Source organism: Klebsiella sp. GG_Kp175 (assembly GCF_040062325.1).
Lineage (GTDB): Bacteria > Pseudomonadota > Gammaproteobacteria > Enterobacterales > Enterobacteriaceae > Klebsiella > Klebsiella quasipneumoniae.
In genome coordinates this window covers 49,177-65,228 of the sequence record NZ_JBEAFX010000001.1, presented here as the reverse complement: position 1 = coordinate 65,228, position 16,052 = coordinate 49,177, and the positions used below count along the sequence as shown (strand labels likewise).

The following is a 16,052-nucleotide window of genomic DNA, read 5'->3' as shown; positions in this document are numbered from 1 at the left end:
GATAAGGAAGACACTATGCAGCTCAACATTACAGGACACAACGTCGAGATCACTCCCGCGATGCGCGACTTCGTCACGGCGAAGTTCAGCAAGCTGGAACAATTTTTCGACCGGATCAATCAGGTCTATATTGTGTTAAAAGTAGAGAAAGTGACGCAAATTGCGGACGCGAATCTGCATGTCAACGGTGGCGAAATCCATGCCAGTGCGGAAGGGCAGGATATGTATGCAGCTGTCGATGGTCTTATCGACAAGCTGGCAAGGCAGTTAACGAAGCATAAAGATAAACTAAAACAACACTAATTGTCCGGGCCCCCCTGCGTCAGCCGCCAGGTAACATCGGCGACGGGCGCGGGGGCGCTCAGGTGAAATTATGATGAACAACGATTCGGCTCTACAACTGAGCAACGTCCTGAACCAGGAATGTACCCGTAGCCAGGTTCACTGCCAGAGCAAGAAGCGTGCTCTGGAAATCATTAGCGAACTGGCCGCCAAACAGTTAAGTTTGCCGCCGCAGGTGGTGTTCGAAGCGATCCTCACCCGCGAAAAAATGGGCAGTACCGGGATTGGCAATGGTATCGCCATTCCCCACGGAAAACTGGAAGAGGATACGCTGCGTGCTGTCGGCGTTTTTGTCCAGCTGGAAACCCCCATCGCCTTCGACGCGATCGACAATCAGCCTGTCGACCTGCTGTTCGCGCTGCTGGTGCCGGCCGATCAGACAAAAACCCACCTGCATACGCTCTCCCTGGTGGCCAAACGGCTGGCCGACAAAGCGATTTGTCGTCGCCTGCGCGCGGCGCAGAGCGATGAAGAGTTGTATGAGATCATCACCGAAGCAGGAAGCAGCGATGACGCATAACGGCAGTCGCACCTTATCCTTTATCGTACTGAGGAGAAACGGTACATGGTACTGATGATCGTCAGCGGCCGCTCGGGCTCGGGTAAATCCGTCGCTCTGCGAGCGCTGGAAGATATGGGCTTTTACTGCGTGGATAACCTGCCGGTCGTGCTGCTGCCCGATCTGGCACGGTCGCTGGCTGACCGCAATATTTCGGCGGCCGTCAGCATCGACGTGCGGAACATGCCGGAATCACCGGAGATCTTCGAGCAGGCGATGAAAAACCTGCCGGAGTGCTTTTCGCCGCAGCTGCTGTTTCTCGATGCCGATCGCAACACGCTGATCCGTCGATACAGCGACACCCGTCGCCTGCATCCGCTGTCGAGCAAGAATTTGTCGCTGGAAAGCGCCATCGATGAAGAGAGCGATCTGCTGGAGCCCCTGCGCTCGCGGGCCGATCTGATTGTCGATACCTCGGAGATGTCGGTTCACGAGCTGGCGGAAATGTTACGCACCCGGCTGCTGGGTAAACGAGAACGCGAACTGACCATGGTCTTCGAATCCTTCGGCTTTAAGCACGGTATCCCGATCGATGCCGATTACGTCTTTGACGTGCGCTTTCTGCCAAACCCGCACTGGGATCCGAAGCTGCGTCCCATGACCGGTCTGGATAAGCCGGTGGCCGCCTTCCTCGATCGGCACACCGAAGTGCACAACTTTATTTACCAGACCCGGAGCTATCTTGAGCTATGGTTACCGATGCTGGAGACCAACAATCGCAGCTATCTGACGGTGGCCATTGGCTGCACCGGCGGTAAACATCGTTCGGTTTATATTGCTGAACAACTGGCTGACTACTTCCGCTCGCGCGGTAAAAACGTGCAGTCTCGTCATCGGACGCTGGAAAAACGTAAATCATGACCGTAAAGCAGACCGTTGAAATCACCAATAAGCTGGGCATGCACGCCCGCCCGGCGATGAAGCTGTTCGAACTGATGCAGAATTTCGATGCCGAGGTGTTGCTGCGCAACGATGAAGGCACGGAGGCGGAAGCCAACAGCGTCATTGCCCTGCTGATGCTGGACTCGGCGAAAGGACGGCAGATAGAGGTGGAGGCCAGCGGTCCGCAGGAAGTGGAAGCCCTCGCCGCGGTGATTGCCCTGTTTAATGCCGGGTTTGACGAAGACTAAAGGTGACGCTTCCCGGCGACGGAGACTGGCGACGGTACCAGCCCCGGCGCCGGATTTACCCGCTAATAGAGCTTATGCTCACGCATGAACCCTTCCCCACCCAGTTGTCGCATCTGGCGTAAGATCCAAGCCTGGCGGTTGCGCACATAGCCCGAAGGCGCGTCGGCGCGATAGCGGATCGGGTTTGGCAGCACCGCGGCCAGCAGAGCCGCTTCCCCCGGCGTCAACTGGCTGGCGGGCTTATGAAAATAGCGCTGGGCGGCCGCTTCCACCCCAAAAATCCCCTCGCCAAACTCGGCAATATTCAGGTAGACGGTCAGGATCCGCTTTTTACTCCACACGGTTTCCATGCCGACGGTCAATCCGGCCTCCAGCCCCTTGCGCAGCCAGCTACGACCATCCCACAAAAACAGGTTTTTCGCCGTCTGCTGCGACAGCGTTGACGCGCCGCGGATGCGGGTATCGTGACGCTCATTGTGCGCCAGCGCCTTTTCGATTGCCGAGACGTCAAACCCCCAGTGTTCCGGGAACTTCTGATCTTCGGCGGCAATCACCGCCAGCCCCATCCACGGGGAGATCTTATCCATGGCGACCCAGTCGGAGTGCGCCAGATAGTGGACATCGCCGGACAGCCAGGCGCTTATCTGCCGCTCAAGCATGACTGCCGAAAAGGGCACCGGCAGCACGCTAAACAGCGCGATCCCCCCGCCCCAGAAGACGGCGGCGATCAGCAGCAGACGCAGCGCCAGTCGTTTGAGCAGCGCGAAGGGCGCAATGCGGAGCTTCATGCGCTCAGCGCCAGCACGCGGGCGACCAGTTTTTCGATCCCAGTGGCGGCTTGCACAATATTCTCCGCCAGCATATACGCCGGAGTGGTGACCACTTTATTCTCTTCATCCACCACGATGTCGTCGACCGGGCAAGGCACATGCTCCGCCCCCATCTCCTCCACCACATCGGCGGTGTCGAGATCGGTCCCGATAGTCATCCGCAGCGGAAACGCAAAGATCTTCGGCAGCAGCGCCGGAGCGATGCACATAAAGCCCAGCGGCTTGCCGGCCTGATGCATCGCCAGCGCCAGGGCCCGCAGATCGTGGTCCACCTCGCATTTGCTGCCCTCGGCAGCGAAGCTGCTTAAGTTTTTCGCCGCGCCGAAGCCGCCGGGGACGATCAGCGCGTCCAGCGTCTCCTCACGCGCCTGCGCCAGCGGCAGGATGTCGCCGCGGGCGATGCGCGCCGCTTCCACCAGCACGTTGCGCTGCTCCGTCAAAGGTTCACCCGTCAGATGGTTGATGACGTCGCGCTGCGGTTTATCGGGCGCAAAGCAGACCGCCTGCGCGCCGTTGCGCGCGATCGCCAGCAGGGTAATCACTGCCTCATGAATTTCACTGCCGTCGTACACGCCGCAGCCGCTCAGTACCACACCAATTTTTTTCATCGCCTTCGCTCCTCCATGCAACTCACTGAAACCAGTCAAAAATGTCGATTTACTCGCTATGCTTCACATATTTTACTGATTCATGTAACAAATTAGTTAAGCTTTGCTATCTTAATGAGCGAGCAATCCACTTCTCAGGTTGCGCCACGTAACAACATCACTCAAATCACACTGGCTCAACCACCAGTTCCCTGGTGTTGGCGCAGTATTCGCGCACCCCGGTCTGTCCGGGGTCATTTTTTCCCGGTCTTCGCCACCCATGCCTTCAGAATCGCCACGTCGTTTTGCCACTCGGATTTCATCTCTTCAACCCATTCAGCGACATTATCAGACCAGGCAGGCAGGTCCGGCGTCTGGATCTGCTGACCCAGCTGCTGGATGTGGCGCAGGCCAATAGAACCCGCAGCCCCTTTGATCTTATGCCCCTCTTCGACGATCCCTTTTTGATCGCGGGCGGTGAGATTAGACTCAAGGACGGACATATAGCCCGGCATCATCTTCTCAAACACCGCGAGACCATCGTTGATAAGCTTCGGTCCCACCAGTTCGATGTATTGCTCCAGCATATCGGTATCCAGCACCGCGTCGGCTTTATGCAGATCGGCCGCCGGCGCTTCCTGCGCCTCCTCTTCCGGCGCATCCCAGAATTTTTTGATCATGGCCGTCAGCGCCGGCACCGATAGCGGCTTGCTCAGCACATCGTCCATGCCGGCATCAAGATACTCTTTCTTATTCTTCAGCACGTTGGCGGTCAGGGCTACCAGCGGCGGCAGCTCATCCGCGGCAAAATTCTGTTTTAGCTGACGAGAGATATCCAGACCCGTCATATCCGGCAGCTGGATATCCAGCAGCACCAGGTCGTACTCGCCAGGCTCAAACATCTCCAGCGCGGCTTTACCGGTCATCGCGACATCCACGCTGTTGCCCAGCTTTTCCAGCACCGAGCGCGCCACGATGACGTTGAGCTCAATATCTTCTACCAGCAGCACGTTGAGCGCCGGTAATGGCATGTCGTCTTCCGCCAGGGTATCTTCCACTTCTTCCGCAATGGCAGGCGCATGGACGGTGAGCGTAAAGGTCGCTCCTTTACCCGGCTGGCTGGTGACGCTGATATCGCCGCCCATATTGCGCGCCAGGCGGCGCGATACGGCGAGGCCAATCCCGGTGCCGGTGGCTGGTTTGCCGCCGTGGCTGTCTTTGACCTGGTAATACATGGCGAATATTTTGTCCTGTTCCGCTTCAGGAATACCAATCCCGGAGTCTTCCACTTCGAAGTGCAGGATATCGCCTTCGTCATAGCGCACGCGGACGTTCACCCCACCGCCCTGTGGGGTAAATTTCACGGCGTTGCTGATAAGATTCCACAGGATCTGCCGCAGGCGGGTGCCGTCGGTGATCACCTTGTGCGGCAGCGGCAGGCTCGGCTCCAGCACAAAGCGCAGTCCCTTCTGCTGCGCCTGCAGACCGGAAAGGTTTTCAAGGTCGGCAAGGAAGCTGGTGAAGTCCACCGGCTGGTTATCGAGCTGTACCTTACGGCGCTCCATTTTATCCATGTCTATAATATCATTGAAGATATTCCCCAGCGTCACCGCCGAGACATGGATGGTTTTCAGGTATTTTTCCTGCTCGCTGGTCAGTTCGGTATCCAGCAAAATTCGGCTCAGCCCGACGATCCCGTTCAGCGGGGTACGCAGCTCATGGCTGATGGTGGAGATGAAGGTGGTTTTATCCCGGCTGGCGCGTTCGAGGGCGTCCTGATAGCGTTTTCGTTCGGTGATATCGCGCCCGAAGCCCATCAGGCCGCGACGCTTACCGACGCGATCGTAGTACGGGACCTTGCGGATTTCGAAGCACGCTTTACGGCCATCGGGATAGTCCAGCCATTGCTCATAGGTCAGCGATACATTGTGGCGGAACACCTTCTCATCGGTTTCCAGCACCTTTTCCGCTGCTTCTTCGCTATAGACGTCCTGTGGTTTGAGGTGGATCAGCTGTTTCTCGCTTTTGCCGGTCAGCAGCTCCATCGCCCGGTTACAGCCGGAAAACTCTTTATCCTCATTGCGGTAAAAGACCAGGTCCGGGGAGGCGTCGAGGAAAGAGCGCAGAAAGGAGGATTGCTGTTCGAGCTGGATCTGCGTCTCTTCACGCTCTTTCATCTCGATCTTCAGCTGCTCAAGGGTAGTCTCACGCTCGGCTTCCGCCTTTTCACGTTCGCCAATCTCCTGATTCAACTGCGCGATATTGTCTTTCAGCTGCACATTCAGCTTCAGATCGCGCTCGCGCATCTCCTCCAGCTTCTCCACCAGCCGCGACAGACGCTGGCGGGACTCTTCGAGTTGCTCCACCACCACCGAGAGAAAGTATACCGCCCAAGGGGTGATCAGCAGACCGAAGAAGATAGAGCGGATAACGTCGATGCTTTCAACCTGGCCATGCAGCACCATGGTGACCGCCATCTGTACCACGATGGCCAGCACCACCAGCGCAAGAGCCAACAGCATTGAAAAGCGGACCAGACCCAGCTTCATCATCAGGTCGACATAATACTGCGCCAGCATACGAATTTGCTTCATAGGGGATTCCTTCACGACAACTCCGCACAATAATACTCAATTCTGAGCAATGCGCTGTAAGTTGTGCAAAAAATGCGGGAAGGAGCCGATATGACGGCTGGCCGCCAAGGCGAACCAGCCGCTAAAAAGAGGCATGGTCAGGAGGAGGCTAGCGCTTGCTTAGCGCCTCCCAGAGACCTTTGAGGTAGGTCACCCCGAGTGCGCGATCGTATAAACCATAGCCCGGGCGTCCGGTCTCTCCCCAGATAAAGCGGCCATGATCCGGGCGTATATAGCCGTCGAAGCCGTTGTCGTGCAACGCTTGCATCACCTTGTACATATCCAGGGAGCCGTATTCTGACGGATGGGCGCACTCGTAAAAGTCTTTATCCTGCATCAGTTTAATATTGCGGACGTGGGCAAAATGGATCCGCTTGCGGCGGGTAAACTCAGCCAGAATAGCGTATACGTCGTTATCCGGATCTTCGGCAATCGAGCCGGTGCAGAGGGTAATGCCGTTGGCGGGTGAATCGACAGCCCGGCAGATCCAGTCCAGATCGTCGCGGTTTTTGACCACCCGCGGCAGGCCAAATATCGAGTACGGCGGATCGTCAGGATGGATCGCCATTTTCACGCCCACCTCTTCACAAACCGGGATCACCGCCTGGAGAAAATAGACCAGGTTCTCCCGCAGCTTGTGGTCATCCACCGCGCTATATTTGGCAAACAGGGTCTGCACTTCCGCCAGCCGTTCCGGCTCCCAGCCCGGCAACGCGAAGCCGTTTGAATTCTCCAGGACCTCCTTAACCACGTCTTCCAGCCGCTTATCGATATCTTTCTTCTCAAAAGCCATCGTCAACGAGCCATCCGGCAGGACGTAGTTCATATCCGTCTTCATCCAGTCAAACACCGGCATGAAGTTATAGCAGATGACTTTGACGCCGAAGCGGGCAAGGTGGCGAATGGTCTGCTGATAGTTGGCAATATAGCGGTCACGGGAAGGGAGGCCGATTTTGATGTCGTCATGGATGTTGACGCTCTCTATCACCTCCATTTTCAGGCCTGCGGCATGGGCCTGGCTGACCAGACGCTCAATTTTATCCTCCGGCCATACCTCGCCGACCGCGACGTCATAGAGCGCGCCGACCACTCCCTCCACGCCGGGCACCTGGCGTATATGCTCTAATGAAACCTTATCTTCCTCTGGTCCAAACCAGCGCATTGTCATCTGCATCGTCATCACCTGCTCAACATAGTTTAATTTCACCCTACTACCATACCAGTAATCATAATTGATTGAGCCTTAACTGTCGTGATGACGATCACATTCCTGCTGACCGGCTCGTCGGTAAGGTCGCTTTCGCGACATTCATAATTTTTCTCAATTTATTTCAATAGATTAATCATTCCCGGGCTTTTTCTGACGACCTTCGCCAAATGTGATCCAGAGCTAGTTATGATCAATTGCATACTTGTATGGTAATAAAAATAACGCTATTTGTTCAGAAAACAGACAAGGGAAGGAACAGAAATGAGAAGCGTCGTTGTCAAAGAGCCAGGCCAACTGAACATCGAATCCCGTCCGGTTCCCGCTCCGGGCGCCCACGAAGTCCGGGTGAAAATCGCCTTTGCCGGGATCTGCGGGTCCGATGTGCATATCTATCAAGGCCATAACCCCTTCGCGAAATATCCCCGCGTTATCGGCCATGAATTCTTCGGCATCATTGATGCCGTCGGCGAGCAGGTCTCTTCGGCACGCATCGGCGAGCGCGTCGCGGTCGACCCTGTCGTCAGCTGCGGCCATTGTTATCCCTGCTCGGTGGGGCGGCCGAATGTCTGTGCGCAGCTCCAGGTCATCGGGGTTCACCGCGACGGCGGATTCAGCGACTACGCCTGCGTGCCGGCGAAAAACGCCTGGCGCATTCCGGAGGCCATCAGCGATCGTCAGGCGACGATGGTTGAGCCTTTTACCATTGCGGCAAACATTACCGCCCAGCTGCAGCCCACGGCGCAGGATATCGCCCTGATCTACGGCGCAGGTCCGATGGGTCTGACGGCGATCCAGGCGCTGAAGGGGGTGTATGGCGTTAAGCAGGTGATCGTAGTGGACCGCATTGCCGAACGTCTGCAGATGGCGCGGGACAACGGCGCCGATTTGACGCTGGATAACACTCACCAGCCGCTGGCGGAACAGCTGGCGCAGCGGCAGATAGCCCCCACGCTGATCATCGATGCCGCCTGCCATCCGGCGATCCTTCAGGAGGCCATTCTCCTCGCCTCTCCCGCCGCACGCATCGGCATACTCGGCTTCTCCGGCGAGCCGTCCACCCTGACCCAGCAAAGCATCACCAGTAAAGAGATCTCCATTTTCTCCTCCCGGCTAAACAGCGGGCGTTTTCCGCTGGTTATCGACTGGATGGAGAAAGGCCTTATCCAGCCTGAGGCGTTAATCACCCACTGCATGCCGCTGGAGCAGGTAAAAGAGGCGATGGAGATTTTCGCCAACGATCGGAAAACTTGCTGCAAGGTATTGCTGCAGCTGGGTTAAATGCTAAATAACGGGCGACGTGAATATTGATATCCGTCGCGCCAGAGCTCAATAATATAATCATCATGGTGTCATCATGGGAAAAAATATCCGCTGGATTATCGTCCTGTTATTATTTTTAGTATATATGATTAATTATCTGGACCGGGTGGCGTTATCCATTACGGTACCAATGATTGAAAAGGATCTGGCGCTAAACGCTGAACAATTTGGTATTATTTTCGGCAGTTTTTTCTTCGGCTATGCGGTATTTAATTTTATTGGCGGTCTGGCCGTAGATAAGTTTGGCGCAACGCTAGTCCTGGGGCTGGCGGTGGGGATGTGGTCGCTGTTTTGCGGCTTAACTGCCTTTGCCACCGGCTTTTATTCCATGCTGATGCTGCGAGTCCTCTTCGGGATGGCTGAGGGCCCGATTTGCGCGTCGGCGAACAAGATGATCAACGGCTGGTTTCCCAAGAAGCAAGCGGCCACCGCCGTGGGGCTGCTCAGCGCCGGCTCTCCGCTGGGCGGCGCGGTTGCCGGCCCCATCGTCGGTTATCTGGCCCTGGCATTCGGCTGGCGCCCGGCGTTTATGATTATTTTCGCCATCGGCATTGTGTGGATGATAGTGTGGTTTTTTATTGCCGCTAACTCGCCGGAAAAACATAAACATGTCAGCCGGGAAGAGCTCATGCTCATTAATAATATGAAGCAAGAGGAGTCTGCGCTGGAATCAACTGAAAATCAAACCGCCCACTCGCTGGGTTATTATCTCAAACAACCTATTATACTGGTGACGGCCTTTGCCTTCTTTTGCTACAACTATATTCTGTTTTTCTTTCTCAGCTGGTTTCCGTCCTATCTGGTTCAGCAGCACCATCTCGATATTAAACAGATGAGCCTCACCACCATGATCCCATGGATAGTCGGCTTTGTCGGTCTGGCGCTGGGGGGCTATATTTCCGATAAAATTTTTAAACTCACCGGACGCCTGCTGCTGTCACGCAAAATTGTGCTGGTGGTATGTCTGCTGATGGCCGCCATCTGTGTGGGGCTTGCCGGTACCGTCAGCAGCGTCGTTCCTGCCGTTCTGCTGATGTCGGTCTCCATCTTTTTCCTCTATGTCACCGGAGCGATCTACTGGGCGATTATCCAGGACGTGGTGCATAAATCCCGCGTTGGCGGCACCAGCGGCTTTATCCACCTTATCGGCAGCGTCTCCGGCATCGTGGGACCGATTGTCACCGGCTATATCGTGCAGTCTACCGGTAAATTCGACAGCGCCTTTGTCCTCGCCGGCACTATCGCCGCGCTCGGCGCCCTGCTGGTGCTGTTCGTGATCAAAACGCCGCGTGTGACGATGAAAGCCAGTCAGGCTTAGTTGACAGGAAAGCCATGCCCGGCGCAGCCATCACGCCGGGCATCCTCTTAGACTATTTCGCCGACTGGGGCGCGACCCAGCTGCAGCCCAGCGCCGAACCCTGAGCGCCCTGCTCATTCAGATAGCGATCCAGTTCAACCATTCCGGTCCAGCGATTTTCGCACCACAGCGGCGCGAGCAGCGTCGGCCGACGGGCGCTGGCCGATATGCGATGGTAGATCACCTCCGGCGGGGTATGGCGGATCATCTCCCCGGCGGTGACGGTATACGCCTCCAGTTCGATGCCATCGAGACGACCGGCCTGCCATGCTTTTGCCATAATGCTGCCTTTCACAATATGCAGCGGATGCAGCTTTATGCCATCCACGCCGGTGGTCACGACCCGCTCCACCGTCTCGAGGCCATGCTCCTGGCTCTCCCCGGGCAGGCCGACGATCAGATGCGCGCATACCTTCAGTCCGCGCTCACGCGCCAGACGCGCGGTGCGCTGGTAACAGGCGAAATCATGCCCGCGGTTAATGCGATGCAGGGTCTTATCATGGGCGGTCTGCAGCCCCAGCTCCAGCCAAACCTCATACCCCTGCTGGTGGTATTCACTGAGCAGGTCGAGAACCGCCTCCGGCACGCAGTCCGGGCGGGTGCCAACGCAGAGGCCAACGATATTCGCCTCGCTGACGGCCTGACGATACATCGAGCGGAGCACCTGCACTTCAGCAAAGGTGCTGGTATAGGCCTGAAAGTAGGCCAGATAACGCTTTGCCCGGTTAACAAGCTGCGCCTGATGGGCGAGCTGTTCGGCGATGGATCGATGCTGCTGCGCTTCATCCGCAAACGAGGCCACGTTACAGAATGTGCAACCGCCACGGCCCAGCGTGCCGTCGCGGTTCGGGCAGCTAAAACCGCCGTGCAGCGTTAGCTTATGGACCTTTTCGCCATAGCGGCGCAGAAGATCCCCACCAAACATATTGACTAATTTCTGTAACTGCATAATCTGATAGACCGGCCTCAACAAAGGGGGCCAAGCCTGCCACTTTTCGTCACCGACGGCGATGACCTGGATCAATCGTCAGCGCGGCGAATCATCTCATTGCATAAACAATCATGATTACTGCAATTTCATTCACACGCAGGGTAATGAGTTTTCCTTATATTTCATCATCGCGCGGCCCTAATCTGCTTTATGGTAAAAAACAGTATTAATGTCCATCACACACATTTACAGCAGTCAAATGTGCTAATAATGAAATGTATTTCAGCGTAGATCGGTAATGCAAAGCCGCGCGCACAGTGAGACAGATCACACTAGCCTTACCCTCTGCAGGCGTATCCAAAGCATAAAAAATGGCATTATTTATTTTAAAAACAACAAGTTAATACCTGCATAGCACATTTTTGTATTGATAAGATTGCCATTTGACGTAAGTGTGGATTCCCGATAAGTTGGGAATCCGCTGGAAGCTTTCTGGATGAGCACTCTGCTCATCATATTTATGCAGTAATTGAGATTCCCTCTTAACAGCAAGTCCTCAAACTTGTGTACCGATGCGAAAAGGATTTAAAGAGGGCGAATGCGAGGTGCAAACCCCGTCGCCATGCTCTTTCTGTGCCTGTGCGCAATCGGTATCGGAGGGGGTCCGTAGAGCCTGGGGAGGTTCACTGATATGTTGTACGACAAATCCCTTGAGAGGGATAACTGTGGTTTCGGCCTGATCGCCCACATAGAAGGCGAACCTAGCCACAAGGTAGTGCGAACCGCGATACACGCACTGGCCCGCATGCAGCACCGTGGCGCAATCCTTGCCGATGGTAAAACCGGCGACGGTTGCGGTCTGCTGCTGCAAAAACCCGATCGTTTCTTCCGCATCGTTGCCGAAGAGCGCGGCTGGCGTTTAGCCAAAAACTACGCCGTTGGGATGCTGTTCCTGAATAAAGATCCTGAACTGGCGAAAGCGGCGCGCCGCATCGTTGAAGAAGAACTTCAGCTTGAGACCCTGTCGATCGTCGGCTGGCGCGATGTGCCGACCAACGAAGGCGTGCTCGGTGAAATCGCCCTCTCCTCGCTGCCCCGTATTGAGCAAATCTTTGTTAACGCCCCGGCCGGCTGGCGCCCGCGCGATATGGAGCGCCGTCTGTTTATTGCGCGTCGTCGCATTGAAAAACGCCTGCAGGAAGACAAAGATTTCTACGTTTGTAGCTTGTCCAACCTGGTCAACATCTATAAAGGTCTGTGTATGCCGGCGGATTTGCCGCGCTTCTACCTGGACCTCGCAGACCTGCGCCTGGAGTCGGCTATCTGCCTGTTCCACCAGCGCTTCTCCACCAACACCGTACCACGCTGGCCGCTGGCACAGCCGTTCCGCTACCTGGCGCACAACGGTGAAATCAACACCATCACCGGCAACCGCCAGTGGGCTCGCGCCCGTACCTATAAGTTCCAGACCCCGCTGATCCCGGACCTGCACGACGCCGCGCCGTTCGTTAACGAAACCGGCTCCGACTCCAGTTCAATGGACAACATGCTGGAGCTGCTGCTGGCCGGCGGGATGGACATTGTGCGCGCCATGCGTCTGTTGGTGCCGCCAGCCTGGCAGAACAACCCGGATATGGATCCGGAGCTGCGTTCATTCTTCGACTTTAACTCCATGCATATGGAGCCATGGGACGGCCCGGCGGGCATCGTCATGTCCGACGGTCGCTACGCGGCCTGTAACCTCGACCGTAATGGCCTGCGCCCGGCGCGCTACGTCATTACCAAAGATAAGCTCATCACCTGCGCCTCTGAAGTCGGCATCTGGGACTACCAGCCGGACGAAGTGGTTGAAAAAGGCCGCGTGGGCCCGGGCGAGCTGATGGTTATCGATACCCGTGCCGGACGCATTCTGCACTCGGCGGAAACCGATGACGATCTGAAGAGCCGCCATCCGTATAAAGAGTGGATGGAGAAAAACGTTCGTCGCCTGGTGCCGTTTGAAGATCTGCCGGACGAAGAGGTTGGCAGCCGCCAGCTGGACGACGATCTGCTGGCCAGCTACCAGAAACAGTTTAACTACAGCGCGGAAGAGCTGGACTCGGTTCTGCGCGTGCTCGGCGAAAATGGCCAGGAGGCGGTCGGCTCTATGGGCGATGACACGCCGTTTGCCGTCCTTTCCAGCCAGCCGCGCATTATCTACGATTACTTCCGTCAGCAGTTCGCCCAGGTGACGAACCCGCCTATCGATCCGCTGCGTGAAGCGCACGTCATGTCGCTGGCCACCAGTATCGGTCGCGAAATGAACGTCTTCTGCGAAGCGGAAGGCCAGGCGCATCGTCTGAGCTTCAAATCGCCGATCCTGCTGTATTCCGATTTCAAACAGCTGACGACGATGGAAGAAGAGCACTATCGTGCCGACGTCCTCGACATCACCTTCAACCCGGCAGAGGCTTCCCTCAGCGAGACGGTGAAGGCCCTGTGCGACAAAGCGGAGCAGATGGTACGCGATGGTACCGTGCTGCTGGTCCTCTCCGACCGTAACATCGCCAAAGACCGCCTGCCGGTGCCGGCGCCGATGGCCGTTGGCGCGATCCAGACCCGTCTGGTCGATAAAAGTCTGCGCTGCGATGCCAACATCATCGTTGAAACCGCCAGCGCCCGCGATCCGCACCACTTCGCCGTGCTGCTGGGCTTCGGCGCGACAGCTATCTATCCGTACCTCGCCTATGAAACGCTGGCGAAGCTGGTCGACAGCAAAGCCATCGATAAACCGTACCGTGCGGTGATGCTGAACTATCGCAACGGTATCAACAAAGGTCTGTATAAGATCATGTCCAAGATGGGGATCTCGACCATCGCCTCCTACCGCTGCTCGAAGCTGTTCGAAGCGGTCGGTCTGCATCGCGATGTCTCCGATCTCTGCTTCCAGGGCGTGGTCAGCCGCATCGGCGGCGCCGGCTTCGACGATTTCCAGCAGGATCTGCTGAATCTGTCGAAACGCGCCTGGCTGGCGCGCAAGCCGCTGGCTCAGGGCGGTCTGCTGAAGTACGTTCACGGCGGCGAATATCACGCCTACAACCCGGACGTGGTGCGCACCCTGCAGCAGGCTGTGCAGAGCGGTGAGTACAGCGATTATCAACAATACGCGAAGCTGGTTAACGAACGCCCGGCGGCGACGCTGCGCGATCTGCTGGCGCTCAACCCGGGCGAAGACGCCATCAGCATCGACGACGTGGAGCCAGCGAAGGAGCTGTTCAAACGCTTCGATACCGCAGCGATGTCGATCGGCGCCCTGAGTCCGGAAGCGCACGAGTCGCTGGCGGAAGCGATGAACAGCATCGGCGGCTTCTCCAACTCCGGTGAAGGCGGTGAAGACCCGGCGCGCTACGGCACCAATAAAGTGTCGCGCATCAAGCAGGTGGCGTCCGGCCGCTTCGGCGTCACCCCAGCCTATCTGGTCAATGCCGACGTTATTCAGATCAAAGTCGCCCAGGGCGCGAAGCCGGGTGAAGGCGGTCAGCTGCCGGGTGATAAAGTCACCCCGTACATCGCTAAACTACGCTATTCGGTACCGGGCGTGACGCTGATCTCCCCGCCGCCGCACCACGATATCTACTCTATCGAGGATCTGGCGCAGCTGATTTTCGACCTCAAGCAGGTTAACCCGAAAGCGATGATCTCGGTCAAGCTGGTTTCGGAACCGGGCGTGGGCACCATCGCCACCGGCGTAGCCAAGGCTTATGCCGATCTGATCACCATCGCCGGCTACGACGGCGGCACCGGGGCAAGCCCGCTCACTTCAGTGAAATATGCCGGCTGTCCGTGGGAGCTTGGTCTGGTGGAAACCCAGCAGGCGCTGGTCGCTAACGGTCTGCGTCACAAGATCCGTCTGCAGGTGGATGGCGGCCTGAAAACCGGCCTCGATATCATCAAAGCGGCGATCCTTGGCGCGGAAAGCTTCGGCTTCGGCACCGGCCCGATGGTGGCGCTGGGCTGTAAATACCTGCGTATTTGTCACCTGAACAACTGCGCGACCGGCGTGGCGACCCAGGATGACAAACTGCGTAAGAACCACTATCACGGTCTGCCGTTCAAAGTGACCAACTACTTTGAATTTATCGCCCGTGAAACCCGCGAGCTGATGGCCCAGCTGGGCGTCAAGCGACTGGTGGATCTGATTGGCCGCACCGATCTGCTCAAAGAGCTGGATGGGTTCACCGCCAAGCAGCAGAAACTGGATCTGGGTAAACTGCTGGAGACCGCAGAGCCGCATCCTGGCAAAGCGCTGTACTGCACCGAAAATAACCCGCCGTTCGATAACGGCGTGCTCAACGCCCAGCTGCTGCAGCAGGCGAAACCGTACGTTGATGAAAAGCAGAGCAAAACGTTCTGGTTCGATATCCGCAACACCGACCGCTCCGTGGGGGCCTCGCTGTCCGGGTATATCGCCCAGACCCATGGCGACCAGGGACTGGCGGGCGACCCGATCGTCGCTCACTTTAGCGGCACCGCGGGCCAGAGCTTCGGCGTGTGGAACGCCGGCGGCGTGGAACTGCATCTGACGGGCGACGCCAACGACTATGTCGGCAAAGGCATGGCGGGCGGTCTGCTGGCCATTCGTCCTCCGGTGGGCTCCGCTTTCCGCAGTCACGAAGCCAGCATTATCGGCAACACCTGCCTGTACGGCGCGACCGGTGGTCGTCTGTACGCCGCAGGCCGCGCAGGTGAGCGTTTCGCGGTGCGTAACTCCGGCGCCATTACCGTGGTGGAAGGCATCGGCGACAACGGCTGTGAATATATGACCGGCGGCATCGTCTGCGTGCTCGGTAAAACCGGCGTCAACTTTGGCGCAGGGATGACCGGCGGCTTTGCCTATGTCCTGGATGAAGATGGCGACTTCCGCAAGCGCGTGAATCCGGAGTTGGTGGAAGTGCTGGACGTTGACTCTCTGGCCATCCATGAAGAGCACCTGCGCGGTTTAATCACCGAGCACGTACAGCTTACCGGTTCGCAACGCGGCGAAGAGATCCTCGCCAACTGGCCGGCCTTCTCCGCGAAGTTTGCGCTGGTTAAACCGAAGTCCAGCGATGTTAAAGCACTGTTGGGTCACCGTAGTCGTTCCGCAGCTGAGCTGCGGGTGCAGGCGCAGTAAG

At 57.1% G+C, this 16,052-nt stretch carries 12 protein-coding genes; 7 read left to right on the top strand and 5 right to left on the bottom strand.

Annotated elements, in window-relative coordinates; all coding sequences use genetic code 11:
- The first annotated feature begins 15 nt into the window (after window positions 1-15).
- The 4 genes from hpf to npr all read left to right on the top strand — a co-directional run bounded on the left by hpf (window position 16) and on the right by npr (window position 2,031).
- Window positions 16-303, top strand: a complete 288-nt coding sequence (hpf, locus tag ABLU73_RS00305) for a ribosome hibernation promoting factor (RefSeq protein ID WP_004206206.1) — start codon at window positions 16-18, stop codon at window positions 301-303.
- Window positions 304-373: 70 nt separating this feature from the next.
- Complete coding sequence (gene ptsN, locus ABLU73_RS00300) at window positions 374-862, top strand: PTS IIA-like nitrogen regulatory protein PtsN (protein WP_004144926.1); 489 nt, start codon at window positions 374-376, stop codon at window positions 860-862.
- 45 nt (window positions 863-907) lie between these two features.
- Window positions 908-1,762, top strand: a complete 855-nt coding sequence (gene rapZ / locus ABLU73_RS00295; protein WP_004206208.1) for an RNase adapter RapZ — start codon at window positions 908-910, stop codon at window positions 1,760-1,762.
- The gene (npr, locus tag ABLU73_RS00290; protein ID WP_002918431.1) at window positions 1,759-2,031 is read left to right on the top strand and encodes a PTS phosphocarrier protein NPr; all 273 of its coding nucleotides are present in this window, start codon (window positions 1,759-1,761) and stop codon (window positions 2,029-2,031) included. The genes rapZ and npr overlap by 4 nt, the downstream gene beginning before the upstream one ends.
- Before the next feature lie 62 nt (window positions 2,032-2,093).
- Here the strand turns inward: npr and mtgA are convergent, their stop codons facing one another.
- The 4 genes from mtgA to uxuA all read right to left on the bottom strand — a co-directional run bounded on the left by mtgA (window position 2,094) and on the right by uxuA (window position 7,255).
- Window positions 2,094-2,819 (bottom strand): monofunctional biosynthetic peptidoglycan transglycosylase, encoded by a 726-nt coding sequence (mtgA, locus tag ABLU73_RS00285; RefSeq protein WP_017899919.1) that lies wholly within the window; start codon window positions 2,817-2,819, stop codon window positions 2,094-2,096.
- Complete coding sequence (gene elbB, locus ABLU73_RS00280; RefSeq protein WP_004206211.1) at window positions 2,816-3,469, bottom strand: isoprenoid biosynthesis glyoxalase ElbB; 654 nt, start codon at window positions 3,467-3,469, stop codon at window positions 2,816-2,818. Before elbB ends, mtgA begins: the two co-directional genes overlap by 4 nt.
- A gap of 233 nt (window positions 3,470-3,702) precedes the next feature.
- A complete protein-coding gene (gene arcB, locus ABLU73_RS00275; RefSeq protein ID WP_017899921.1) occupies window positions 3,703-6,042 on the bottom strand; it encodes an aerobic respiration two-component sensor histidine kinase ArcB in 2,340 nt (779 codons plus the stop codon).
- A gap of 148 nt (window positions 6,043-6,190) precedes the next feature.
- Window positions 6,191-7,255 (bottom strand): mannonate dehydratase, encoded by a 1,065-nt coding sequence (gene uxuA / locus ABLU73_RS00270; protein ID WP_025999212.1) that lies wholly within the window; start codon window positions 7,253-7,255, stop codon window positions 6,191-6,193.
- 297 nt (window positions 7,256-7,552) lie between these two features.
- Here uxuA and ABLU73_RS00265 point away from each other — a divergent pair, with 297 nt between their 5' ends.
- Window positions 7,553-8,569: a Zn-dependent oxidoreductase gene (locus ABLU73_RS00265; RefSeq protein ID WP_004206214.1), complete on the top strand. Its 1,017-nt coding sequence runs from the start codon at window positions 7,553-7,555 to the stop codon at window positions 8,567-8,569.
- Between the two features lie 76 nt (window positions 8,570-8,645).
- Window positions 8,646-9,929, top strand: coding sequence for an MFS transporter (locus ABLU73_RS00260; protein WP_004206215.1), 1,284 nt, complete (start codon window positions 8,646-8,648; stop codon window positions 9,927-9,929).
- Window positions 9,930-9,981: 52 nt separating this feature from the next.
- On the opposite strand, the gene ABLU73_RS00255 is transcribed toward ABLU73_RS00260, so the two are convergent.
- Window positions 9,982-10,917 (bottom strand): TIGR01212 family radical SAM protein, encoded by a 936-nt coding sequence (locus ABLU73_RS00255; RefSeq protein WP_264923567.1) that lies wholly within the window; start codon window positions 10,915-10,917, stop codon window positions 9,982-9,984.
- 673 nt (window positions 10,918-11,590) lie between these two features.
- On the opposite strand from ABLU73_RS00255, the gene gltB reads away from it, so the two are divergent.
- Window positions 11,591-16,051 carry a glutamate synthase large subunit gene (gltB, locus tag ABLU73_RS00250; RefSeq protein WP_017899925.1) on the top strand — a complete coding sequence of 1,487 codons (4,461 nt, stop codon included), beginning with the start codon at window positions 11,591-11,593 and terminating at the stop codon, window positions 16,049-16,051.
- Window position 16,052 lies beyond the last annotated feature (1 nt).

Bases quoted from the DNA above. Each gene is read 5' to 3' on its own strand.
- uxuA (WP_025999212.1), bottom strand. From the start codon at position 7,255: ATGCAGATGACAATGCGCTGGTTTGGACCAGAGGAAGATAAGGTTTCA.
- ABLU73_RS00260 (WP_004206215.1), top strand. From the start codon at position 8,646: ATGGGAAAAAATATCCGCTGGATTATCGTCCTGTTATTATTTTTAGTA.
- hpf (WP_004206206.1), top strand. From the start codon at position 16: ATGCAGCTCAACATTACAGGACACAACGTCGAGATCACTCCCGCGATG.
- gltB (WP_017899925.1), top strand. From the start codon at position 11,591: ATGTTGTACGACAAATCCCTTGAGAGGGATAACTGTGGTTTCGGCCTG.
- rapZ (WP_004206208.1), top strand. From the start codon at position 908: ATGGTACTGATGATCGTCAGCGGCCGCTCGGGCTCGGGTAAATCCGTC.
- ABLU73_RS00265 (WP_004206214.1), top strand. From the start codon at position 7,553: ATGAGAAGCGTCGTTGTCAAAGAGCCAGGCCAACTGAACATCGAATCC.
- mtgA (WP_017899919.1), bottom strand. From the start codon at position 2,819: ATGAAGCTCCGCATTGCGCCCTTCGCGCTGCTCAAACGACTGGCGCTG.
- npr (WP_002918431.1), top strand. From the start codon at position 1,759: ATGACCGTAAAGCAGACCGTTGAAATCACCAATAAGCTGGGCATGCAC.
- ABLU73_RS00255 (WP_264923567.1), bottom strand. From the start codon at position 10,917: ATGCAGTTACAGAAATTAGTCAATATGTTTGGTGGGGATCTTCTGCGC.
- elbB (WP_004206211.1), bottom strand. From the start codon at position 3,469: ATGAAAAAAATTGGTGTGGTACTGAGCGGCTGCGGCGTGTACGACGGC.
- ptsN (WP_004144926.1), top strand. From the start codon at position 374: ATGATGAACAACGATTCGGCTCTACAACTGAGCAACGTCCTGAACCAG.
- arcB (WP_017899921.1), bottom strand. From the start codon at position 6,042: ATGAAGCAAATTCGTATGCTGGCGCAGTATTATGTCGACCTGATGATG.